The sequence below is a fragment of the Stenotrophomonas sp. ZAC14D2_NAIMI4_7 genome, assembly GCF_003086675.1.
GTDB lineage: Bacteria > Pseudomonadota > Gammaproteobacteria > Xanthomonadales > Xanthomonadaceae > Stenotrophomonas.
In genome coordinates, this window is sequence record NZ_CP025995.1 from 3669160 (window position 1) to 3687009 (window position 17850).

11 protein-coding genes are annotated in these 17850 nt (G+C 69.0%); 2 read left to right on the forward strand and 9 right to left on the reverse strand.

Annotation, left to right across the window (positions count from 1 at the left end; genetic code table 11):
* Positions 1–68: 68 nt before the first annotated feature.
* The 7 genes from C1922_RS16810 to pilG form a co-directional block, all read right to left on the reverse strand.
* Positions 69–533: a chemotaxis protein CheW gene (locus C1922_RS16810; RefSeq protein WP_108750812.1), complete on the reverse strand. Its 465-nt coding sequence runs from the start codon at positions 531–533 to the stop codon at positions 69–71.
* Positions 530–1873, reverse strand: coding sequence for a chemotaxis protein CheB (locus tag C1922_RS16815; protein ID WP_108751636.1), 1344 nt, complete (start codon positions 1871–1873; stop codon positions 530–532). The genes C1922_RS16810 and C1922_RS16815 overlap by 4 nt, the downstream gene beginning before the upstream one ends.
* Complete coding sequence (locus C1922_RS16820; protein WP_108750813.1) at positions 1860–8492, reverse strand: Hpt domain-containing protein; 6633 nt, start codon at positions 8490–8492, stop codon at positions 1860–1862. The genes C1922_RS16815 and C1922_RS16820 overlap by 14 nt, the downstream gene beginning before the upstream one ends.
* 100 nt (positions 8493–8592) lie before the next feature.
* Positions 8593–10629 (reverse strand): methyl-accepting chemotaxis protein, encoded by a 2037-nt coding sequence (locus tag C1922_RS16825; RefSeq protein ID WP_108750814.1) that lies wholly within the window; start codon positions 10627–10629, stop codon positions 8593–8595.
* A gap of 41 nt (positions 10630–10670) precedes the next feature.
* Positions 10671–11201, reverse strand: a complete 531-nt coding sequence (locus C1922_RS16830; RefSeq protein ID WP_108750815.1) for a chemotaxis protein CheW — start codon at positions 11199–11201, stop codon at positions 10671–10673.
* The gene (locus tag C1922_RS16835; protein ID WP_108750816.1) at positions 11201–11563 is read right to left on the reverse strand and encodes a response regulator; all 363 of its coding nucleotides are present in this window, start codon (positions 11561–11563) and stop codon (positions 11201–11203) included. Before C1922_RS16835 ends, C1922_RS16830 begins: the two co-directional genes overlap by 1 nt.
* 18 nt (positions 11564–11581) lie before the next feature.
* Positions 11582–11983, reverse strand: a complete 402-nt coding sequence (gene pilG / locus C1922_RS16840) for a twitching motility response regulator PilG (protein WP_042614342.1) — start codon at positions 11981–11983, stop codon at positions 11582–11584.
* Positions 11984–12237: 254 nt separating this feature from the next.
* Between pilG and gshB the strand changes: the two genes are divergently transcribed.
* Together gshB and C1922_RS16850 are read left to right on the forward strand one after the other, a co-directional pair.
* Positions 12238–13185, forward strand: coding sequence for a glutathione synthase (gene gshB / locus C1922_RS16845; protein ID WP_108750817.1), 948 nt, complete (start codon positions 12238–12240; stop codon positions 13183–13185).
* Complete coding sequence (locus C1922_RS16850; RefSeq protein WP_108750818.1) at positions 13185–14069, forward strand: energy transducer TonB; 885 nt, start codon at positions 13185–13187, stop codon at positions 14067–14069. Before gshB ends, C1922_RS16850 begins: the two co-directional genes overlap by 1 nt.
* A 496-nt stretch (positions 14070–14565) precedes the next feature.
* On the opposite strand, the gene tsaB is transcribed toward C1922_RS16850, so the two are convergent.
* Positions 14566–15279, reverse strand: coding sequence for a tRNA (adenosine(37)-N6)-threonylcarbamoyltransferase complex dimerization subunit type 1 TsaB (gene tsaB / locus C1922_RS16855; protein WP_108750819.1), 714 nt, complete (start codon positions 15277–15279; stop codon positions 14566–14568).
* 9 nt (positions 15280–15288) lie between these two features.
* Positions 15289–17355, reverse strand: coding sequence for an ATP-dependent DNA helicase (locus C1922_RS16860; protein ID WP_108750820.1), 2067 nt, complete (start codon positions 17353–17355; stop codon positions 15289–15291).
* Positions 17356–17850: the final 495 nt, after the last annotated feature.

A 17850-nucleotide genomic window follows, 5' to 3' on the forward strand; every position in this document is an offset into this window, starting at 1 on the left:
CACCTACCAAGGGCGGCGAAGCAGTGCCGACCAAGGTCGGCACCTACCGAGCGCGTGCAGCCGCCGGGTCAGGCGGCCAGCGAATCCAGCGCGCTTTCCAGCGCATCCAGGTTCGGCAGCAGGGCGCTTTTTTCGCCCAGCAGCACCCGCATGTGCACGATATCGGGCAGCGTTTCTTCCGAGGCATCGGCCAGCAGACCGTCGCGCGGTACCGAGATCAGCTGCGGGAAGTTCTGCGTCAGCAGCGCGTAGTACGGGCGCTGGGCGTTGCCGCTCAGTGCCTTCAGCACCACCACCTTGTTATGCCCGCCCACCACTTCGTCGCCCAGGCCGGTCAGGCGCGCGAACGACAGCAGCGGCACCTGCCAGCCGTGCCAGGCAATCTGCCCCAGCAGCCAGCGCGGCGCGTCGGCAATCGGTTCGATCGCCACGCGCGACATCATTTCGGCCACGGTGGCGTTGGGCAGCAGCACGCGCTCGCCACCGGCCTGGATCAGGACACCGCGGATCTCGTCATTGCTGGCGTAACTCATGCTGCGTCTCCGTCATCGTCGTGCCGGCCCCAGCGCGCGGCGATCGCCTGCGCCAGTTCCTGCGGTTCACCGGCGACCATGCCGGCGGCCACCACGGCCGTGGCCGCAGCCGGGTCGTAACAGCCCTCGCCCACCTGTCCGGCCACCCAGGCGCCGGCAGCGGCCAGGTCCAGCGCTGGCCCCACATGGGCCAGGTCGGCACCGCTGAGCAGCACCACAGCGGTGTGCGCCGGCGACAGTACGTCGATCGCGATGCCCTGCGCACGGGTCTGGAAGTACAGCCCGTCCGTGGCCGCCTGCACGCCCAGATCATCGGCCAGCACGTGCACTTCACCGGGTACGGCGCGCTGGCCCGGTTCGGCCAGCTGCACCGGCAACGGTGAAACGCGCGCCATCTGCTTGACCAGGTTGCCGTAGCGGCCACCGTCCAGGCGCATGTGCACCAGCACCGGCACGCTCAGGTCGGCCGGCAGCGCGCCCAGCAGGCGACGCAGCGCATCGGGACCGCCGATACCGGCCAGCACCAGCAGCGCACCGGCGCGGGCGCCGGCGGGCAGCGCTGCATCCAGGTCCACCAGGCTCAGGTGGTCGGTATCGAAGGTGGACGGCGGTGCAGCGGCGGCCGCCGCGGTGGTCGGGGCCGGCGCACTGGCGGGTTCATCCACCAGCGACCAGGCGGTGTGGTCGCCCAGCGCAACCGACGGCACCGGCGGCGGTTCAACCACCGGCGGCGCGATGTCTTCGGCAGCCTCGGCCCGAAGCGGCGGCTCGGGCAGCATCGGCTGCAGCGCGGCCAGTGCCTGTTCCAGCGCGATGGGCTCATGCAGGTCCGCCGGAGGCGAGTACAGGCCGTCGGCCGGCACGTCATCGGCCCACGACAGCGCCTGGTCCAAGTGCGGCTGCAGCGCGGCATCCTGCGGCTGCGGCGGCGTGGACGGCAGGCCCGGTTCCAGTTGCAGGCTGGGCTCGTCTTCGGCGCCGGGCGGCAGTACCTGCTGGTGGCCGTGCAGCTTGGCCGCCAGGTGGCGGCCCCAGCGCTGGGCTTCCCAGCCGTCACGGCGCGCGGCCAGTTCGGCCTCGTCGAACACCAGGGTCAGCCCCGGCGCGGACAGAGCAGGCTCCAGGCGCTCCAGGGCGTCCTCGATGGCCGCCTCAAGGGCGATCACCACGAACTGCGGCTGCGCATCGGCCAGCGCCTGCGGTTCCAGGCCGCTGGGATCATCTTCCAGCACGATCTGCACATCGGCATGGGCCAGGGCCTCGCGCAGGCGTTCGCGCGCCGCGCCCGGGCGGGCCAGCAGGGCAACGGCCGGAACCGGATTCACATCACTCACGGACACGGGCGATCCCCAGCAGGTCATACACGTTGCGCATCAGGTCCAGCTCCTGGTACGGCTTGCCCAGGTAGCGCTGCACGCCGATTTCGAAGGCGCGCTGGCGATGCTTGTCACCGCTGCGCGAGGTGATCATCACGATCGGTACGTCCTTGTAGCGCGGGTCGGCACGCATCGCGGTGGCCAGTTCATAGCCATCCATGCGCGGCATTTCGATATCCAGCAGCATCAGGTCGGGCACGCGCTCTTCCAGCTGCTCCAGCGCTTCCACGCCATCGCGGGCAACGCTTACTTCGAAGTTGTGGCGTTCCAGGATGCGGCCGGTCACCTTGCGCATGGTCAGCGAGTCGTCAACCACCATCACCAGCGGCACCTGCCGTTCCTGGCGCGGTGCGTTGTCCTGCACCGGCACGATCGGGTTGGCCAGGTAACGGCGCACCAGCGGCGCCACGTCCAGGATGACCACCACGCGGCCATCGCCGGTGATGGTTGCGCCGTAGATGCCCGGTACCGAGGCGATCTGCAGGCCCACCGGCTTGACCACGATTTCGCGGTTGCCCAGCACCTGGTCGATGGCCACGGCCGCGCGCAGGTCGCCGGCGCGCACCAGCAGCAGCGGCACCTGGTCCTGGCCGTCGGCACGGGCCGGTGCCTGGCCGACCAGGCTGCCCAGGTCGTACAGCGGGAACTCTTCGCCGCTGTAGCGGTAGCTGCTGTCGGCCGCTTCGAAACGATCGCGCGACAGGCGGCCGATACCACTGACCGAAGCCACCGGCACGGCAAAAGTGGTTTCGCCGATCTGCACGAACACGGCCTGGGTAACGGCCAGCGTCTGCGGCAGGCGCAGGGTGAACCGCACGCCCTGGCCACGCACCGACTGGATGTCGACCGAGCCGCCGAGCTGGCGCACTTCGTTGCGCACCACGTCCATGCCCACGCCACGGCCGGCCAGCTGGCTGACCTGGTCAGCGGTGGAGAAGCCCGAAGCGAAGATCAGGTTGTCCAGTTCCTGCTCGTTGGGCTGCGCATCGGCGCCCAGCAGGCCACGGTCGATGGCGCGGCGGCGGATCGCTTCGCGGTCCAGGCCGGCACCGTCATCGGCCACTTCCAGCACGATTTCCGAACCTTCGCGGTGCAGGCGGATGGCAACCTCGCCTTCCTCCGGCTTGCCGGCGCTGCGGCGCTGCTCGGGCGCCTCCAGGCCGTGGGCCACCGAATTGCGCAGCATGTGTTCCAGCGGCGCGACCATGCGGTCGAGCACGTTGCGGTCCAGTTCGCCGTGGGTGCCTTCCAGGGTCAGGTGCACCTGCTTGCCGGTATCGATGCCGGCCTGGCGCACCACGCGGCGCAGGCGCGGCACCAGACCGTCGAACGGCACCATGCGCGCGCGCATCAGGCCATCCTGCAGTTCCGAGCTGACGCGCGACTGCTGCTGCAGCAGCGAATCGTACTGGCGCGACAGATCGTCCAGCACGCCCTGCAGGCCGCCAAGGTCAGCTGCCGATTCGTTCAGCGCGCGGCTGAGCTGCTGCAGGGTGGAGAAGCGGTCCAGTTCCAGCGGATCGAACTTCTGATCGGCCTGGTCCTGTTCACGCTGGTAACGCGCGACGATCTGCGCTTCGGTTTCCAGGTCCAGTCGGCGCAGCTGGTCGCGCAGTCGCGCATTGGTGCGCTCCAGTTCGCCCATCGCACCGCGGAACGCCCCGAGCTGCTGCTCCAGGCGCGAACGGTAGATCGCCACTTCACCGGCGTGGTTGACCAGGCGGTCCAGCAGATCGGCGCGTACGCGCACCTGCTCCTGCTGCGGGCGGGCCAGCGGATCTTCGTCCGGCGTGCCTTCCACCGGCAGCGGTGCCGACAGCGGTGCATCGGCCAGGGCCGGCGGCGCCATCGGCACGACGTTCGATTCCGCGTCGCTGCTGGCAGCAACAACGGCGCTGCCGGCATCCACGCGGGTGCGGGCTTCGAACGCGTCCAGCAGGTCCTGCGCCGACTCCACCGTACGGTGTTCGCCGGTACGGGTCAGCAGCTGGTGCAGGCGATCGAAGCCACGCTCCAGCAGGTGGACGTCGGGGCGTTCGATCTCGGTGCGGCCGGCGGCCACGGCTTCCAGCAGCGATTCGATGCTGTGGCCCAGGTCGCCGATGGCGTTGATGCCGGCCATGCGTGCGCCGCCCTTCAGCGTGTGCAGATCGCGCTGCAGGCCGGCCAGGGCCTCGCGGTCCTGCGGCGCTTCGCGCAGCTCGCTGATCAGGCCGTCGCAATGGTCGAGCAGGTCGTTGCCTTCTTCCACGAAAATATCGACCAGCTCGCGGTCGTACACGCTGAAGTCGAGCTGGTCGCTGGGGGCGTCTTCCTGCTCGCCGCCTGCGGCGGCAGGCACGGCAGTGGTGACATCTGCATCGGCCTCGACAAAGGCTTCAACGGCCGCAGCCGCGTGAGCGCCCTGGCCCGGTGCGTCCTCCAGCTCGAACAACGGTGCCGGCGCGACCGCAATCGCTTCGGAAACGTCTGCATCCACCGTCGCCGGGGACGGCAGGTCGGCGCTCTCTCCTTCACCGACCGCCGCCTCCCCGCCGACGTCCGCAGCCTCGGCGAAGGCATCTGCCTCACCGGGCGCGAGTTCGCTGGCCTGCAGGCCGAGCACGGGCCAGTCGGCCTGCTCGTCCTGCGCCGGCTCCGGCTCGATCACCTGCAGGCCGGCTTCAAGCGCCGCCTCCAGGGTGACCGGCTCGGCAAAGCCGGGCGCAGCCATATCATCGTGCAGGCTCGCCAGCGTGCTGTCGAGCGCCTGTTCATCTTCTTCGTCGTACAGCGCGGTGTCGTCGTGCACCTGCGCGGCTGCCGGCGCGTCGATTGCGTCAATCGACGCCGGTTCGGCCACGTCCTCAACATCGCTGTCGTCCACCGGCAACGCGCTCGCGTCCAGGTAGGGCGACAGATCGTCGGCACCGGTCAGATCGGCCTCCTCGGCGTCGGCCGGGGCATCGGGCAGCGTCGCGGTCACATCTGCAACGACCGCGGCTTCCGCCTCCGCCTCCGCTTCCGCTTCCGCGGGCAGCGCAGCGTCGGCATCGGCGCTGGTTTCGCGCTCGGGCTCGACCGGGTCGGTGCCTTCCCCGACCTGCGGCAGCGCGGGCCAGCCGGCATCGAAGAACGGCGAAAGATCCTCGCTACCGGTCAGTTCAACACGTTCCAGCTCAGTCTCGACCGGCGGTACCGGTTCGATGTCGACCAGCGCATCGGCCGACGCGTCGTCGACGTGCGCCAGTGCCGCATCGTCTGCATCGATGGCCAGGTCGTCGGCGTCGTCATCCTCCATTTCCAGCACCGGCCAGCGCGCTTCGGGCAGCGCGGCAGCCAGCGCCTGCAGGCGCTGTGCCAGGTCATGGTGCGGCACGATGCGCGGCTGCTCGGCCTGCAGCGCGGTCATGGTGCCGGCAATGGCCGAAGCGGTGTCCCGCAGCGCCGACACGCCCTCTTCCGCCGGCACGGCCTGCGCGGCCAGGGCGCGCTTGATGTACGACTCGGCAGCGCCGGTGACGGCGGTGATTTCCGGCACCTCGGTCATCGCGAACGCACCGTTCATGGTGTGCACCGCGCGCAGCAGCGCGTCGGTCACCGCGTGCGGTGCCTGCTGTGCGTCCTGCAGCCAGGCCTGCAACGTGGCCAGGTGCAGCTCCACTTCGGCTTCCAGGATTTCCTGCAGCACGCTGTCGATCTGCGCGGGGGTGCCCACCGGCTCGATCACCTCGGCAACCGGTTCAGCGGCCTGCTCGGCAACGTCGCTGATGTCTTCGCTGGCCACGTTCGCCACCGGTGCTTCGGCGACCGGTGCTTCGGCGACCGGGGCCGCTGCGCCCGGCAGCGGCACGTAGAAGGTTTCTTCACCGGCGCCGACGCGGTCGGCGATGGCCTGCATGGCCTGCAGATCGACGGTGATGCGCTGGCCGTGGCGCAGCGCGGCGTTCAACTGCGGCAGCGCGGCGTGCGCGTGGTCGACCATGGCCAGCACCGCCGGCGTGGCCGGGCGGGTGCCGTCCAATACACGGTTGAGCAGGCTTTCGATCTTCCAGGCGAATTCGCCCAGCGTACGTGCACCGACCAGGCGACCGCTGCCCTTGAGCGTGTGGAAGATGCGGCGGATCGGCCGCAGCCGGTCCATGTTGTCCGGCTGCATGCGCCAGGGCGGCAGCAGCGTGCCCAGGTTCTGCAGTTCATCGTCGAACTCTTCCAGGAACACCTCGCGGATGTCCTGGTCGATGTTCTCGGCATCGTCTTCGAAGCCGGCTTCGATGCCGACTTCGGCAGCGCCGGTGGCAACGGCCACCGGCTCAACGGCCGGGGCCGCTTCCGGGTGCGGGTTGAACTCTGCCGCCGCGGCGCTCAGTTCGGCCAGGAACTGCGCATCGGCCTCGCTGAAATCGATCGGCGCGATGGTGTCCACCTCGATGGTGGCCACGGCGACCGGTTCGGCGTCGGCGAGCACCGGTGCTTCGGCTTCGGCTTCGGCTTCGATCAGGGCTTCGACAATCGCCGGTTCCGCTTCCTCAGCCGGCACGGTGGCGTCGGCCAGCGGCGCGGCGTCGACGATGTCCAGCGTTGCGTCCAGGCGGGGCGCGTCGTCCAGCGACAGCGTCTCCATCGCATCCAGCGACAGCACGTGCTCGGCATTGTCCAGCTCGCTGGCGTCGAAGTGGAACACCACTTCGTCGCCAGCCACCGCCGGGCCGTCCTGTTCTGCGGCCACCGGGTCGAACGACGATGCCACCGAGGACGACACCGCCGGGGCGTCGTCCCACTCGGCCACCGCCACGCTGTCCCCGGCATCCCCGTGGACGTGCGCAGTGCCGTCGGCCACCTGCAGCGATGCGGCCGTCAGCGACCAGTGCGATGCGATGGAAGCATCGCCTGCATCCGCATCGGCTTCGTAGCTGACCGGATCGAAGCTGGCGAAGGTCGGCGCGCGCGCGTCCTCTTCGGCCATCTGCTCGGCGGGCACGGCGTCCGTCACGTGGTCCAGGCTGCCCAGCTCCCACTGCGGCACTGCCGGCGGCGGTGCGCTGGATGCGGCGAACAGCAGCGGGGCGCTGTCTGCAGGCGCAGCAGCAGTCACGTCAGCGGCATCGATTTCGGCCAGTTCCAGCGCGCCAAACACCAGCGACTGGGCGTCGGCTTCGGCAACCGGCTGCGCCGGCGGCGGATCGAAGGTGAAATCAGGCAGCGGCACCGGGACGTCGCCCGGCGTCGGCGCGGCAGGCTGCACCGCGATCTGCACCGGCTCGACCTGCAGAGCGGCCGCAGGCACCACGAGCGCCTCGCGCAGCACCGGGTCGGGCTGGGCGTCTGCGGCCTCGGCGGCGGCCGGCGCGGTGCGCTCGGGCAGCGGCCAGTAACGCAGGGCCTCCAGGCTGCTGCGGGTGATGTCCAGAATGTCTTCGCGGCCCGGACGGCGGTCGCGCAGCGCTTCCAGGTAGTACTCCAGGCTGGCCATGGCATCGGCCAGGGTGTCCAGCTGGCGCCCGCTGGGCACGCGCTGGCGGCCGATCAGTTCGGCTTCGATGTACTGCTGCACACCGCGCAGGTAGTCGGCAGCGGTGCCCAGGTCGAGCATGCGCAGCGCACCGGACACGTCGCCCAGCAGGCGCGGCACGTCCTGCAGTTCGCCGTGGTTCCAGCTGGTCTCGATGAAAGCAACGAAATGCTCGCGCGCGGCGGCGAAATTGGCGATGGCTTCGTGCGCCAGGATTTCCACCGTGCGGCGGTTTTCCACGGCGCTGGGATCGTCTTCGCCACTGCCACCGGCGCCCAGATGGGCGACCTGGTCGTCCAGCGATGCATCCACGTACAGCAGGGCACCGGCAATATCCAGCAGCAGGTCTTCATCGATCTGCTGGCGGCCTTCGACCACGCCCAGCAGCGCATCGCGCTGCTGTACGACCACGCCACGCGCGGCGCCCAGGCCCATCATGCCCAGGGTGTCTGCCACGGCACCCAGCTTGGTCACCTGTTCCTGCAACTGCTGCGGCGCGCCGCCGGTGCGCAGGTGCAGGTCCAGTGCATCCTTCACCTGCAGCAGCTCTTCCTTCACCGCGCTGCCCACGGTATCCAGCAGCTCGCGGTTGCGCCCGCTCAGACTGCCACGGGCGTGGTCCAGCTCGGCCTCGGTGGCGGTCACGCTGTCGGGCGCGAAGGCGAACAGCACGCTGTCATTGACGCCTTCTTCGCCACGTGCAGCGCGGATGTCGTTCAGCAGCGGCATCAGCACGATCGGAATATCGCGATGGCCGTTCTGCAGGCGCTCCAGGTAGTCGGGCAGCAGCACGCTGCCACGCATCAGGGTGGCGCAGGCTTCGTCGCGGTCGGCAACGCGGCCTTCGCCCACGGCCACGGCCAGCTGCTCCAGTTCCTCGGCCACCATCGCCGGTGCATACAGTTCGACCATGCGCAGGGTGCCCTGCACCTGGTGCAGGTAACCGGCGCAGATGCGCATGCGGCTGCCGTCGGCCGGGTCTTCCACGAAATACTCGACCTCGTTGCGCACCAGGCGCAGGGTCTCGTCCAGCTCGGGCTTGACCCAGCCCAGGGCTGCATGGCTCATGGCGTCGCGCAGACTGCTGCTCATCGGTGCGCTCCGGTCGCCGCCGCGCGCTTGCCGCGCGGACCTTGGCCTGGGGAATGGAAATGCTTCATCGACTGGTTCCTTGCTCGCCGCCCTGCCGCTGTCACGCCGGCAGCTTGAAGTCGGCCACCGAACGACGCAGATCGGCGGCCAGCTGTGCCAGGTGGCCGATCGATTCGGCGGTCTGGCCGGCGCCCTGCGAGGTCTGGCCGGTGATCTGCCGGATCACGCCCATGGTGCGGGTGATGTCCGAGGCCGCAGCGGACTGCTGCTGCGCGGCGATCGAGATGTTCTTGATGAGGGTGTTCAGGGCGTTGGACACGCGCTCGATTTCGGTCAGCGCGGTACCGGCGTCCTCGGCCAGGCGGGCACCGGACACCACTTCGGCGGTGGTCTGCTCCATCGAGGTGACCGCTTCGTTGGTATCGGCCTGAATGGCCTGCACCAGGTTTTCGATGCGTCGGGTCGCGCCCGAAGTGCGTTCTGCCAGGCGCTGCACTTCGTCGGCCACGACCGCGAAACCGCGGCCGGCTTCACCGGCCGACGCGGCCTGAACGGCGGCGTTCAACGCCAGGATGTTGGTCTGTTCGGAAATGTCGTTGATCAGTTCCACGATCGAGCCGATTTCCTGCGACGACTCGCCCAGGCGCTTGATGCGCTTGGAGGTTTCCTGGATCTGGTCGCGGATCTGGTCCATGCCCTGGATGGTCTCGCGCACCACGCCGGCACCTTCGGCGGCGATCACCACCGAGCGCTGTGCCACGTCGGCCGACTCGGCCGAGTTGCGCGACACCTGCTCGATGCTGGCGGCGATTTCGCCGATGCGGTCCGAAGCCGAGGTGATCTGGTTGGCCTGGTGGCCGGCCGCTTCGGCCAGCTGCATGGCCGTGGCCTGGGTTTCCTGGGTGGACACGGCCACCTTGGCCGAGGTGTCGTTGATGGTGGTCACCAGGTGGCGCAGTTCATCCACGGCGTAGTTGATTGCGTCTGCAATCGCGCCGGTCATGTCTTCGGTCACCGACGCCTTCACCGTCAGGTCGCCCTCACCGAGCGAACTGATTTCGTCCAGCAGCCGCATGATCGCCTGCTGGTTGCGGCTGTTGAACTCCACCTGGGTCTGGTAGCGCAGTTCCTGTTCACGCGAACGGCTGCGCACGTTGGTGGAGACGAAGCCGATGATCGCGATCAGCGACAGCGCACCAGATACCACGCCGATCCAGAAATTCGGGAACAGGCGGGTGTCGGACACCGAGCCGAACGAGGAGAACGCTTCGAACAGCTTGCGGCTGTCGTCGAGCATGCGCACCGAGCCCTGGCCCAGGGCCGTGGCGGCCGACTGCGCGGCGAACAGCTGGCGCGAGCTGGCCAGGATCGCGTCGGCGTCCTGCTTCATCGCCTCCCACTTCTGCTGCGACTGTTCCAGCGCGGCCACCGCGCCGGCGCCGCGCACGGCGGTGATGCCCAGTTCTTCGTTGCCGTTGCGCAGGCCGTCGAGCACCTGCGAGAACACGGTGATATCGCGGGCCAGCGCATCGCCGGCCGTGGCTGCGCCACTGCCACCGGCGCGCATTTCGGTCACGCGGCGGGCCATGGTGCCGGCCACCACCACCTGCTGCAGCGCGCTGTACACCTGCGAAGCCGGTGCACCCGAGGCGGACATCGCCCGCACCAGCTCATTCAGCTGCGCCTGCAGGCCCGGCACGGCGCCGGTGAAGTTGTTGGCGTTGCCGGCCAGGGCCAGCACTGCCGGTTCGCTGGCCACCAGCTGGCCGGCCTGCTTGCCCAGCGGCGCCCACGTCTCGGCCAGGGTGCCAATGGCCTTGGACACGCCCGGCTCGCTGCCGTAGCGACCCTGCAGGGTGGACACGTTCTGTTCGATCGCGTTGCGGGTGGCCTTGAAGGCGGTGAACGCCTGCGCGTTGCCGCCCACGGCATCACGGCCCTGGTTGGCCAGCTGCTGTGACAGCACCTGCAGGTCGGCGGCCTTGGAGCCGGCATCGGCCAGACGGCTGCCCTGCCAGGTGGCGACACCCGTGTTCAGGCCGAACAGGACCATGGACAGCAACAGCAGGGCCAGCCACAGGTTGCTGCCGCCCAGCCGCAGCTTGCCGGTCTTGGTGGCGTCCGAAGCAGTACTCATCGTTCAACCTCGAGGTTCAATACAGGGGGCGTTGCCAGGCCTCAGGCCGCGGCTTGCCGGAATTCAGGGGTGCGCGACAGCAACGAGAGCGAAAACACGCCCCATTCGTGGCCGTCGGCATGGAAGGCGCGATCAACGAAGTGGCCATAGCGACCCTCGGCCAGGCGACCTGCATCGATCTGCTGGGCCAGCTCGAAGCTGCGCTGGCCGAACAGTTCATCGATGGTCAGGGCCACGTCGCCGCCGGCCTGGCGCATGATCAGCACGCGCTGGCCTTCCTGCTGCACGGTGCGCGCACCTTCCAGGAAGTACTTCAGATCGACCACCGGGAACAGGTTGCCGCGCAGGTTGCCCACGCCCAGCAGCCACGGCTGCGCGCAGGGCACCGGGGTCACCGGCGGCATCGGCACGATTTCCACCACTTCGCGGAAATCGGACACCAGCCGGCGCTGGCCGACCCGGTAGCCCACGCCGCGCCAGAGGTCCTGGGCAAACTGGCGCTCGGGCAGCTGCACCGCATGGGCCAGGCTCCGGCGTTCGTAAGCTTCAAGAATGTCGAAAGGCGAACGCATCAGGCCACCAGTTCGTTGATCCGCGCGATCAGCTCTTCTTCGCGCGGCGGCTTGACGATGTAATCGGCTGCGCCCTGGCGCAGGCCCCAGGCCTTGTCGGTTTCCATCGCCTTGGTGCTGACGATGATCACCGGGATGTGCTTGGTTGCCGCATCACGGGCCATCGCCCGGGTTGCCTGAAAACCACTCATGCCCGGCAGCACCACGTCCATCAGCACCAGTTGCGGCACCTGGTCGCGGATCAGCTGCAGGCCATCTTCGGCGTTGTCCGCTTCCAGCACCTCGTGGCCGGCACGGCGCAGCCACTGGGTGAACACCGCGCGGTCGGTCGGTGAATCCTCGATCAGAACGATACGAGCCATTGTGCCTTTCCCCCCTGGTCAGGCGTTGACGTATGTGCGGATGGCACCCAGCAGTTCTTCACGCGTGAAAGGCTTGGTCAGGTACTGCTCCGAGCCGACGATGCGCCCGCGCGCCTTGTCGAACAGGCCGTCCTTGGAGGACAGCATGATGACCGGGGTGGACTTGAACAGCTGGTTGCCCTTGATCAGGGCACAGGTCTGGTAGCCGTCCAGCCGCGGCATCATGATGTCGACGAAGATGATCTGCGGCTGCTGGTCGGCGATCTTGGCCAGTGCTTCGAAGCCATCGGTCGCCGTCACCACCTCGCAGCCTTCGCGCTTGAGCAGTGTTTCCGCGGTCCGGCGGATGGTCTTCGAATCATCGATGACCATCACCCGGAGTCCTGCGAGTTCCCCGCCCGCAGTCATGTTTTCAGTCATTGCCTTTCCCCAAGCGCGCGGCCCTTCTAGGTTGGGTGCCGCTGCGAAAGCGTATCTATATCGCACTTTCCGCGCCCGCTTCAAGGCCGTCCCACGGGGCTTGGCGTGGCGCCCGGCTGAACGTGACCGGTTTGGCAGACACTGCGCAGAACCGGGCCCGGCCGCCGGTTCGGGGACGCAGCGTTGCAGGCCACGGGGCAGGCACGGGGCGGGCGTTGCCGCTACCATCAGCGCCTTGCCTTGAAGGTGCGCCCATGCCGTTGAATGTCATCGTGGTGATGGATCCCATCGCCCACATCAAGATCGCCAAGGACACGACGTTTGCCATGCTGCTGGAAGCCCAGCGCCGTGGCCACGCCCTGCACTACGTGCAGCCCGGCGGGCTGGCCCTGGAAGGCGGCGTGGCCGTGGCCCGTACCGCCCCGCTGCAGGTGCGCGACGATCCGGCCGGCTGGTACGAGCTGGGCGCGTTCAGCCGCACCGTGTTCGGCCCCGGGCAGGTGGTGCTGATGCGCAAGGACCCGCCTGTCGATGCCGAATTCATCTACGACACCCAGGTGCTGGACCTGGCCGCCGCCGCCGGCGCCTGCGTGGTGAACAACCCGCAGGGCCTGCGCGACTACAACGAAAAGCTGGCCGCCCTGCTGTTCCCGCAGTGCTGCCCGCCCACTCTGGTCAGCCGCGATGCCAAGGCGCTGAAGGCGTTTGCGCTGGAGCATGGCCAGGCGGTACTGAAGCCGCTGGACGGCATGGGCGGCCGCTCGATCTTCCGCAGCGGCCAGGGCGACCCCAACCTGAACGTGATTCTGGAAACCCTGACCGACGGCGGCCGCAAGCTGGCGCTGGCCCAGAAGTTCATTCCCGACATCACCGCCGGCGACAAGCGCATCCTGCTGGTGGACGGCGAGCCGGTGGATTACTGCCTGGCGCGCATTCCGCAGGGCGATGAGTTCCGCGGCAACCTGGCTGCCGGTGGTCGCGGCGAAGGCCGCCCGCTGAGCGAACGCGACCGCTGGATCGCTGCCCAGGTGGGCCCGGAAATGAAGCGCCGGGGCATGCGTTTCGTCGGCCTGGACGTGATTGGTGACTACCTGACCGAAGTGAACGTGACCAGCCCGACCTGCGTGCGCGAACTGGATGCGCAGTACGGGCTGAACATCGCCGGCACCCTGTTCAATGCGATCGAGGCCGGCCTGCGCTGATGGAAGCCGTGTCCGCCGTGCTGCCCCCGCCGCCGCGCGAAGCACAGCGGCTGGCCGCCACCCTGGCCCTGTCGGTGCTGCTGCACGTGCTGCTGGTGCTGGGGGTGGGCTTTGCGGTGAAGGGGGATGCGCCGCTGGTGCCTACCCTGGAAGTGATCTTCAGCCAGACCCGCACGGCACTGACGCCCAAGCAGGCCGATTTCCTGGCCGCCGCCAACCAGGAGGGTGGCGGCGAGCATGACCGCGCCCAGCGCCCGCGCGACAACCAGACCGGCGTGGTGCCGCAGGCGCAGGCGGGCGTAAGCCCGGTGCCGCAGCAGCAGCAATCGGCCGCGCCGGTGCCGCCGCCGCAGGCGCGGGTGGTGAGCAGCCGCAACGGCCAGGACCAGGTGGCGCAGGCGCAGGCCCGCCCCACCCCACTGCAGCCGACCCCGGACGCGCCGATGACCGCGCGCGAGCAGCGCGATGCGGAAATGGCCAGGCTGGCTGCCGAGGTCCATCTGCGCTCGGCGCAGTATGCGAAGCGACCGAACCGCAAGTTCGTTTCGGCCAGCACCCGCGAGTACGCCTACGCCAATTACCTGCGCGCGTGGGTGGACCGGGCCGAGCAGGTCGGCAACCTGAATTATCCCGACGAAGCGCGGCAACGCCGGCTGGGTGGCCAGGTGGTGATCAGCGTGGGCGTGCGTCGCGATGGCAGCGTGGAAAGCAGCCGCATCCTGAAATCCAGCGGCACGCCGTTGCTGGATGAGGCTGCATTGCGGGTGGTGAAGCTGGCACAGCCGTTCCCGGCGTTGCCCAAGACCGATGACGGCGTGGATATCCTGCAGGTAACCCGCACGTGGGTGTTCCTGCCCGGCGGCGAACTGCGCGACGATCGGTGAGGTTCTTTGCCCGGGCCTGCGGCCCGGGACCCGCTGCAGAGCCAGAGCAACGGCAACAGCTGCGGTGGGGATTCTGGGCTTGGCGGGGCGGTGTGGGCGTGCAGGACACGCCGTAAATCCATCCCCGGAGGCTCGTAGGCGCCATCCATGGCGCCTGGTCCTGCACGCCCACACCGCCCCACCTCTGACAGATCGCGGCGCTTCTTCGCTTTTGGTAGGTGTCGACCTTGGTCGACACGGTAGTTCCACGCCATGCGTGGATGCGAGCGAAGCGATCCGCTTTTGACTTTGATTTTGATTTTTCTTTTTTTGATTTTCCGTGGCGGACGCGCACGGAAACTGTCAAAGGCCGGGCGGGGTGGGTTCGCGGGGGTGTCCGCGGCATGGATGCCGCGGCCAAGCCTACAGGGACGTACTTGCGGCGTCCCCCGCGAACCCACCCCGCCCGGCCCAGCACGGCATTGGATTTACGCGCCCCGCCCCCGCCACGAGGGGCTCAGCCGTTGGCTTTCGCCTTCGCCTCGCGGGCGGCCTGCTGCTCGACCAGGGTCAGCGCTACGTTGTCGCGCAGGTACGCCGGTTCAACACGTTCGGCGGCAATCGCTTCGCCACGCGCGAAGGCGGGCACCGCCAGAGTCAGCACATCGGACGCGCGCGGCAATGCCGTTGCATCGAATCCGCGCAGGCCAGATCCCAGCTGCGCCACCATCGCCCCGTCGGCGGCAGCGAAGCCGCTGCCCACCCCGTAGACCTGCAGCCCATCCGGCAGCGTCACGGCCGCTGGCGCGCACACGCGCTCGGCGTCGCAGGCCACCGGCAGGCCGTCCACGCGCTCAAAGCGCGCGGCGTACACCTCGCCCATCCGCGCATCGATCACCGACAGGATCTGCGCTTCATCGGCCGGTGCGCGCAGTGCCAGCACCTGCAGGGTCGACACCGGCAGCAACGGGCGGTCCAGCGCCAGGGCAATGCCCTGCGCGATGGCGATGGCCAGGCGCACACCCGTGAAGGCGCCGGGACCACGACTGAGTGCGATGCCATCCAGCTGGCGGCGGCTGATGCCCGCCTCGGCCAGCAGTGCCTCTGCCCAGGGCAGGCTCAGCTCGGCATGCCGGCGCGGGGCGATCTCGAAGCGTTCCAGCACCTGCCCGTCCACATGCAGGGCAACGGAACAGGCTTCGGTGGCGGTTTCAAAGGCAAGCAGTTTCATCGGGTCAGGTCAGAACAAGGGGAACGTGGCACCGGGGGCCGGCAATGGGCCCGCAGCAGGCTCGGGCGCCGCTTCGGCGGGCGCCGACGGGGCAGCGTCCTCGGCCACGGGCGTCCATTGTGGCGCAAAGAAGGCTTGGACATCGGCCAGCGCGCGGGTCTGCCGGAACGGTGGCAAGGACGACAGGAACACCCGGCCGTAGCCCCGGTTCAGCAGCCGCGGGTCGCACAGCACCAGCACGCCGCGATCGGTCTCGCTGCGGATCAGCCGGCCCACGCCCTGCTTCAGCGCGATCACCGCCTGCGGCAACTGCTCGTCGCGGAACGGATTGCCTCCCTGGCTGCGGATCGCTTCCAGACGGGCCTCGTACACCGGGTCATCGGGGGCGGCGAAGGGAAGCTTGTCGATCACCACCACGCTCAGCGCCTCGCCCACCACGTCCACGCCTTCGCGGAAACTGGCCGAGCCCAGCAGCACGCCGTTGCCCGATTCGCGGAAGCGCTGCAGCAGGGTCGCACGCGGTGCCTCGCCCTGCACGAACAGGGGCCACGGCCCATCGCGCAGCGCTTCGGCGGCTTCGCGCAGCGCGCGGTGTGAAGCAAACAGCAGGAATGCCCTGCCCTGGGACGCGCGCAGCACCGGCTGCAGGGCCTGGATCAAGGCGGTACCGAAGCCCCGCGCGGCCGGATCGGGCAGGCCCTCGGGCAGGTAGCACAGCGCCTGCTCGGGCCAGTTGAACGGACTGGGCTGGACCAGCGTATGCGGATCATCCAGCCCCAGCCGCGTGGCGATATGGTCGAAGCCCCCGCCCACGGTCAGCGTGGCCGAGGTAAAGATCCACGCGGCGCGGCTGCGCTCGCGGTGCTCGCGCAACGGGCCGGACACATCCATCGGCGTGCGCTGGCAGCGGAAGCCGCGCGGAGTCAGCTCGTACCACAGCACATCGGCCGCCGCCGGTGCGTCGTTCGGGTCGGCGTCGAAATCGAGCACCGGCTCGTCCTCGCCCAGCCAGCGCGCAAGACGCGAAACCGCTTCACGTGCCCGTGCATGGCAGGCATCCAGGCCCGCGGCGGCATCGCGCAACGGCTGCAGCGTCTGCTCCAGGGCCACCAGGCAGCTCATCACGGTGTCGAAGCCGTCGCGCACCTGCGGCATCGCCAGCGCACGCCACTGCGTGCCCCGTTGCGGCAGCCCTTCCATGGCCAGGCGCAGGGCCAGCAGTGCCTGCTGCAACTGATCGACGCCGTCCTGCAGGCTGGCCTGCGCCCCGCCCACACCGCGCGCTTCGGCCAGGCAGTCGCGCCCCAGTTCCTGCCAGGGGCGCATGCCGAAGCCTTCGCCGAAGAACTGCGCAGCCAGTTCAGGCAACTGGTGGGCCTCATCGATGACGAAGGCCTGCGCCCCCGGCAGCAGCTCGCCGAAACCCTCCTGCTTCAGCGCCAGGTCGGCCAGCAGCAGATGATGATTGACCACTACCACGTCGGCGGCCTGCGCGCGTTGCCGTGCGCGCACCACGAAACAGTCATCCCAGAACGGGCAATCGGTGCCCAGGCAGTTGTCCACGGTGGAGGTGACCATGGGCAACAGCGGTGAATCGTCGGCCAGGCCATCCAGTTCGGCGATATCGCCAAATTCGGAGCGACCGGACCAGGCCAGGATGCGCTGGAACTGCGCGGCCTGTTCCGGGCTGGAAAAACGCGGTTCGCCGCGCGCCTGCTGCAGGCGGTAGCGGCACAGGTAGTTGGCGCGGCCCTTCAGCAGCGCACTGCGCAGGCCCACGCCCAGTGCCTGGCGCACGCGCGGCAGATCACGATGGTAGAGCTGGTCCTGCAGCGCACGGGTGCCGGTGGAAATGATGGTGCGCAGCCCGGACAGCAGCACCGGCACCAGGTAAGCAAAGGTCTTGCCGGTGCCGGTACCCGCCTCGGCCAGCAGCAGATCGCCCTGCTGCAGCGCGTCGGCGATGGCCTCGGTCAGGCGCAGCTGCGCAGGGCGCGGCACGAACGCATCCAGGTGCGAGGCGAGCGCGCCGCCGTCGCTGAGGGCTTCGCGGCTGGCGTGGACAAGGTCGGACATCAGAGGGAAAGGATACCGGGCCGGGCGCTGCCCGGCACCCGTTTCAAGCCAGGGCCAGAGCCAGAGCGTTGTTCATGGCTCAGGGTTCCACCGAGGGATGGCGGGGGGCTGTGGATTTGCGGGGACGCCGTAAACCCGTCCATGGGGGCTTGGTCGCCGCATCCATGCGGCTCACACCCCGCAAACCCACAGCCCCCCGCCCTCGACAACTTCCTGGTGACGGACGGACAGGCTTCGTAGAGTCGAGCTTGCTCGACTAGATCCAGAAGCGGTGTGAGTAACCGAAATGAAGGGGGCCGAGCCGTTTTGCTGCGGAAAACGGATCCGACCCCCTGGCGAGTGCGCAGGACAGCGCACGCGAGCAAGGCGCCGACGAGCTTACAGGGACGTACTTGCAGCGTCCCCTGCGCAACCCACCCGCCCGGCCAACCCTCAGTGTCAGTCGGCTAACAGTCGACTCTACCGCCAGCCAGCCACGAGGGGCTGCGCCGTTGG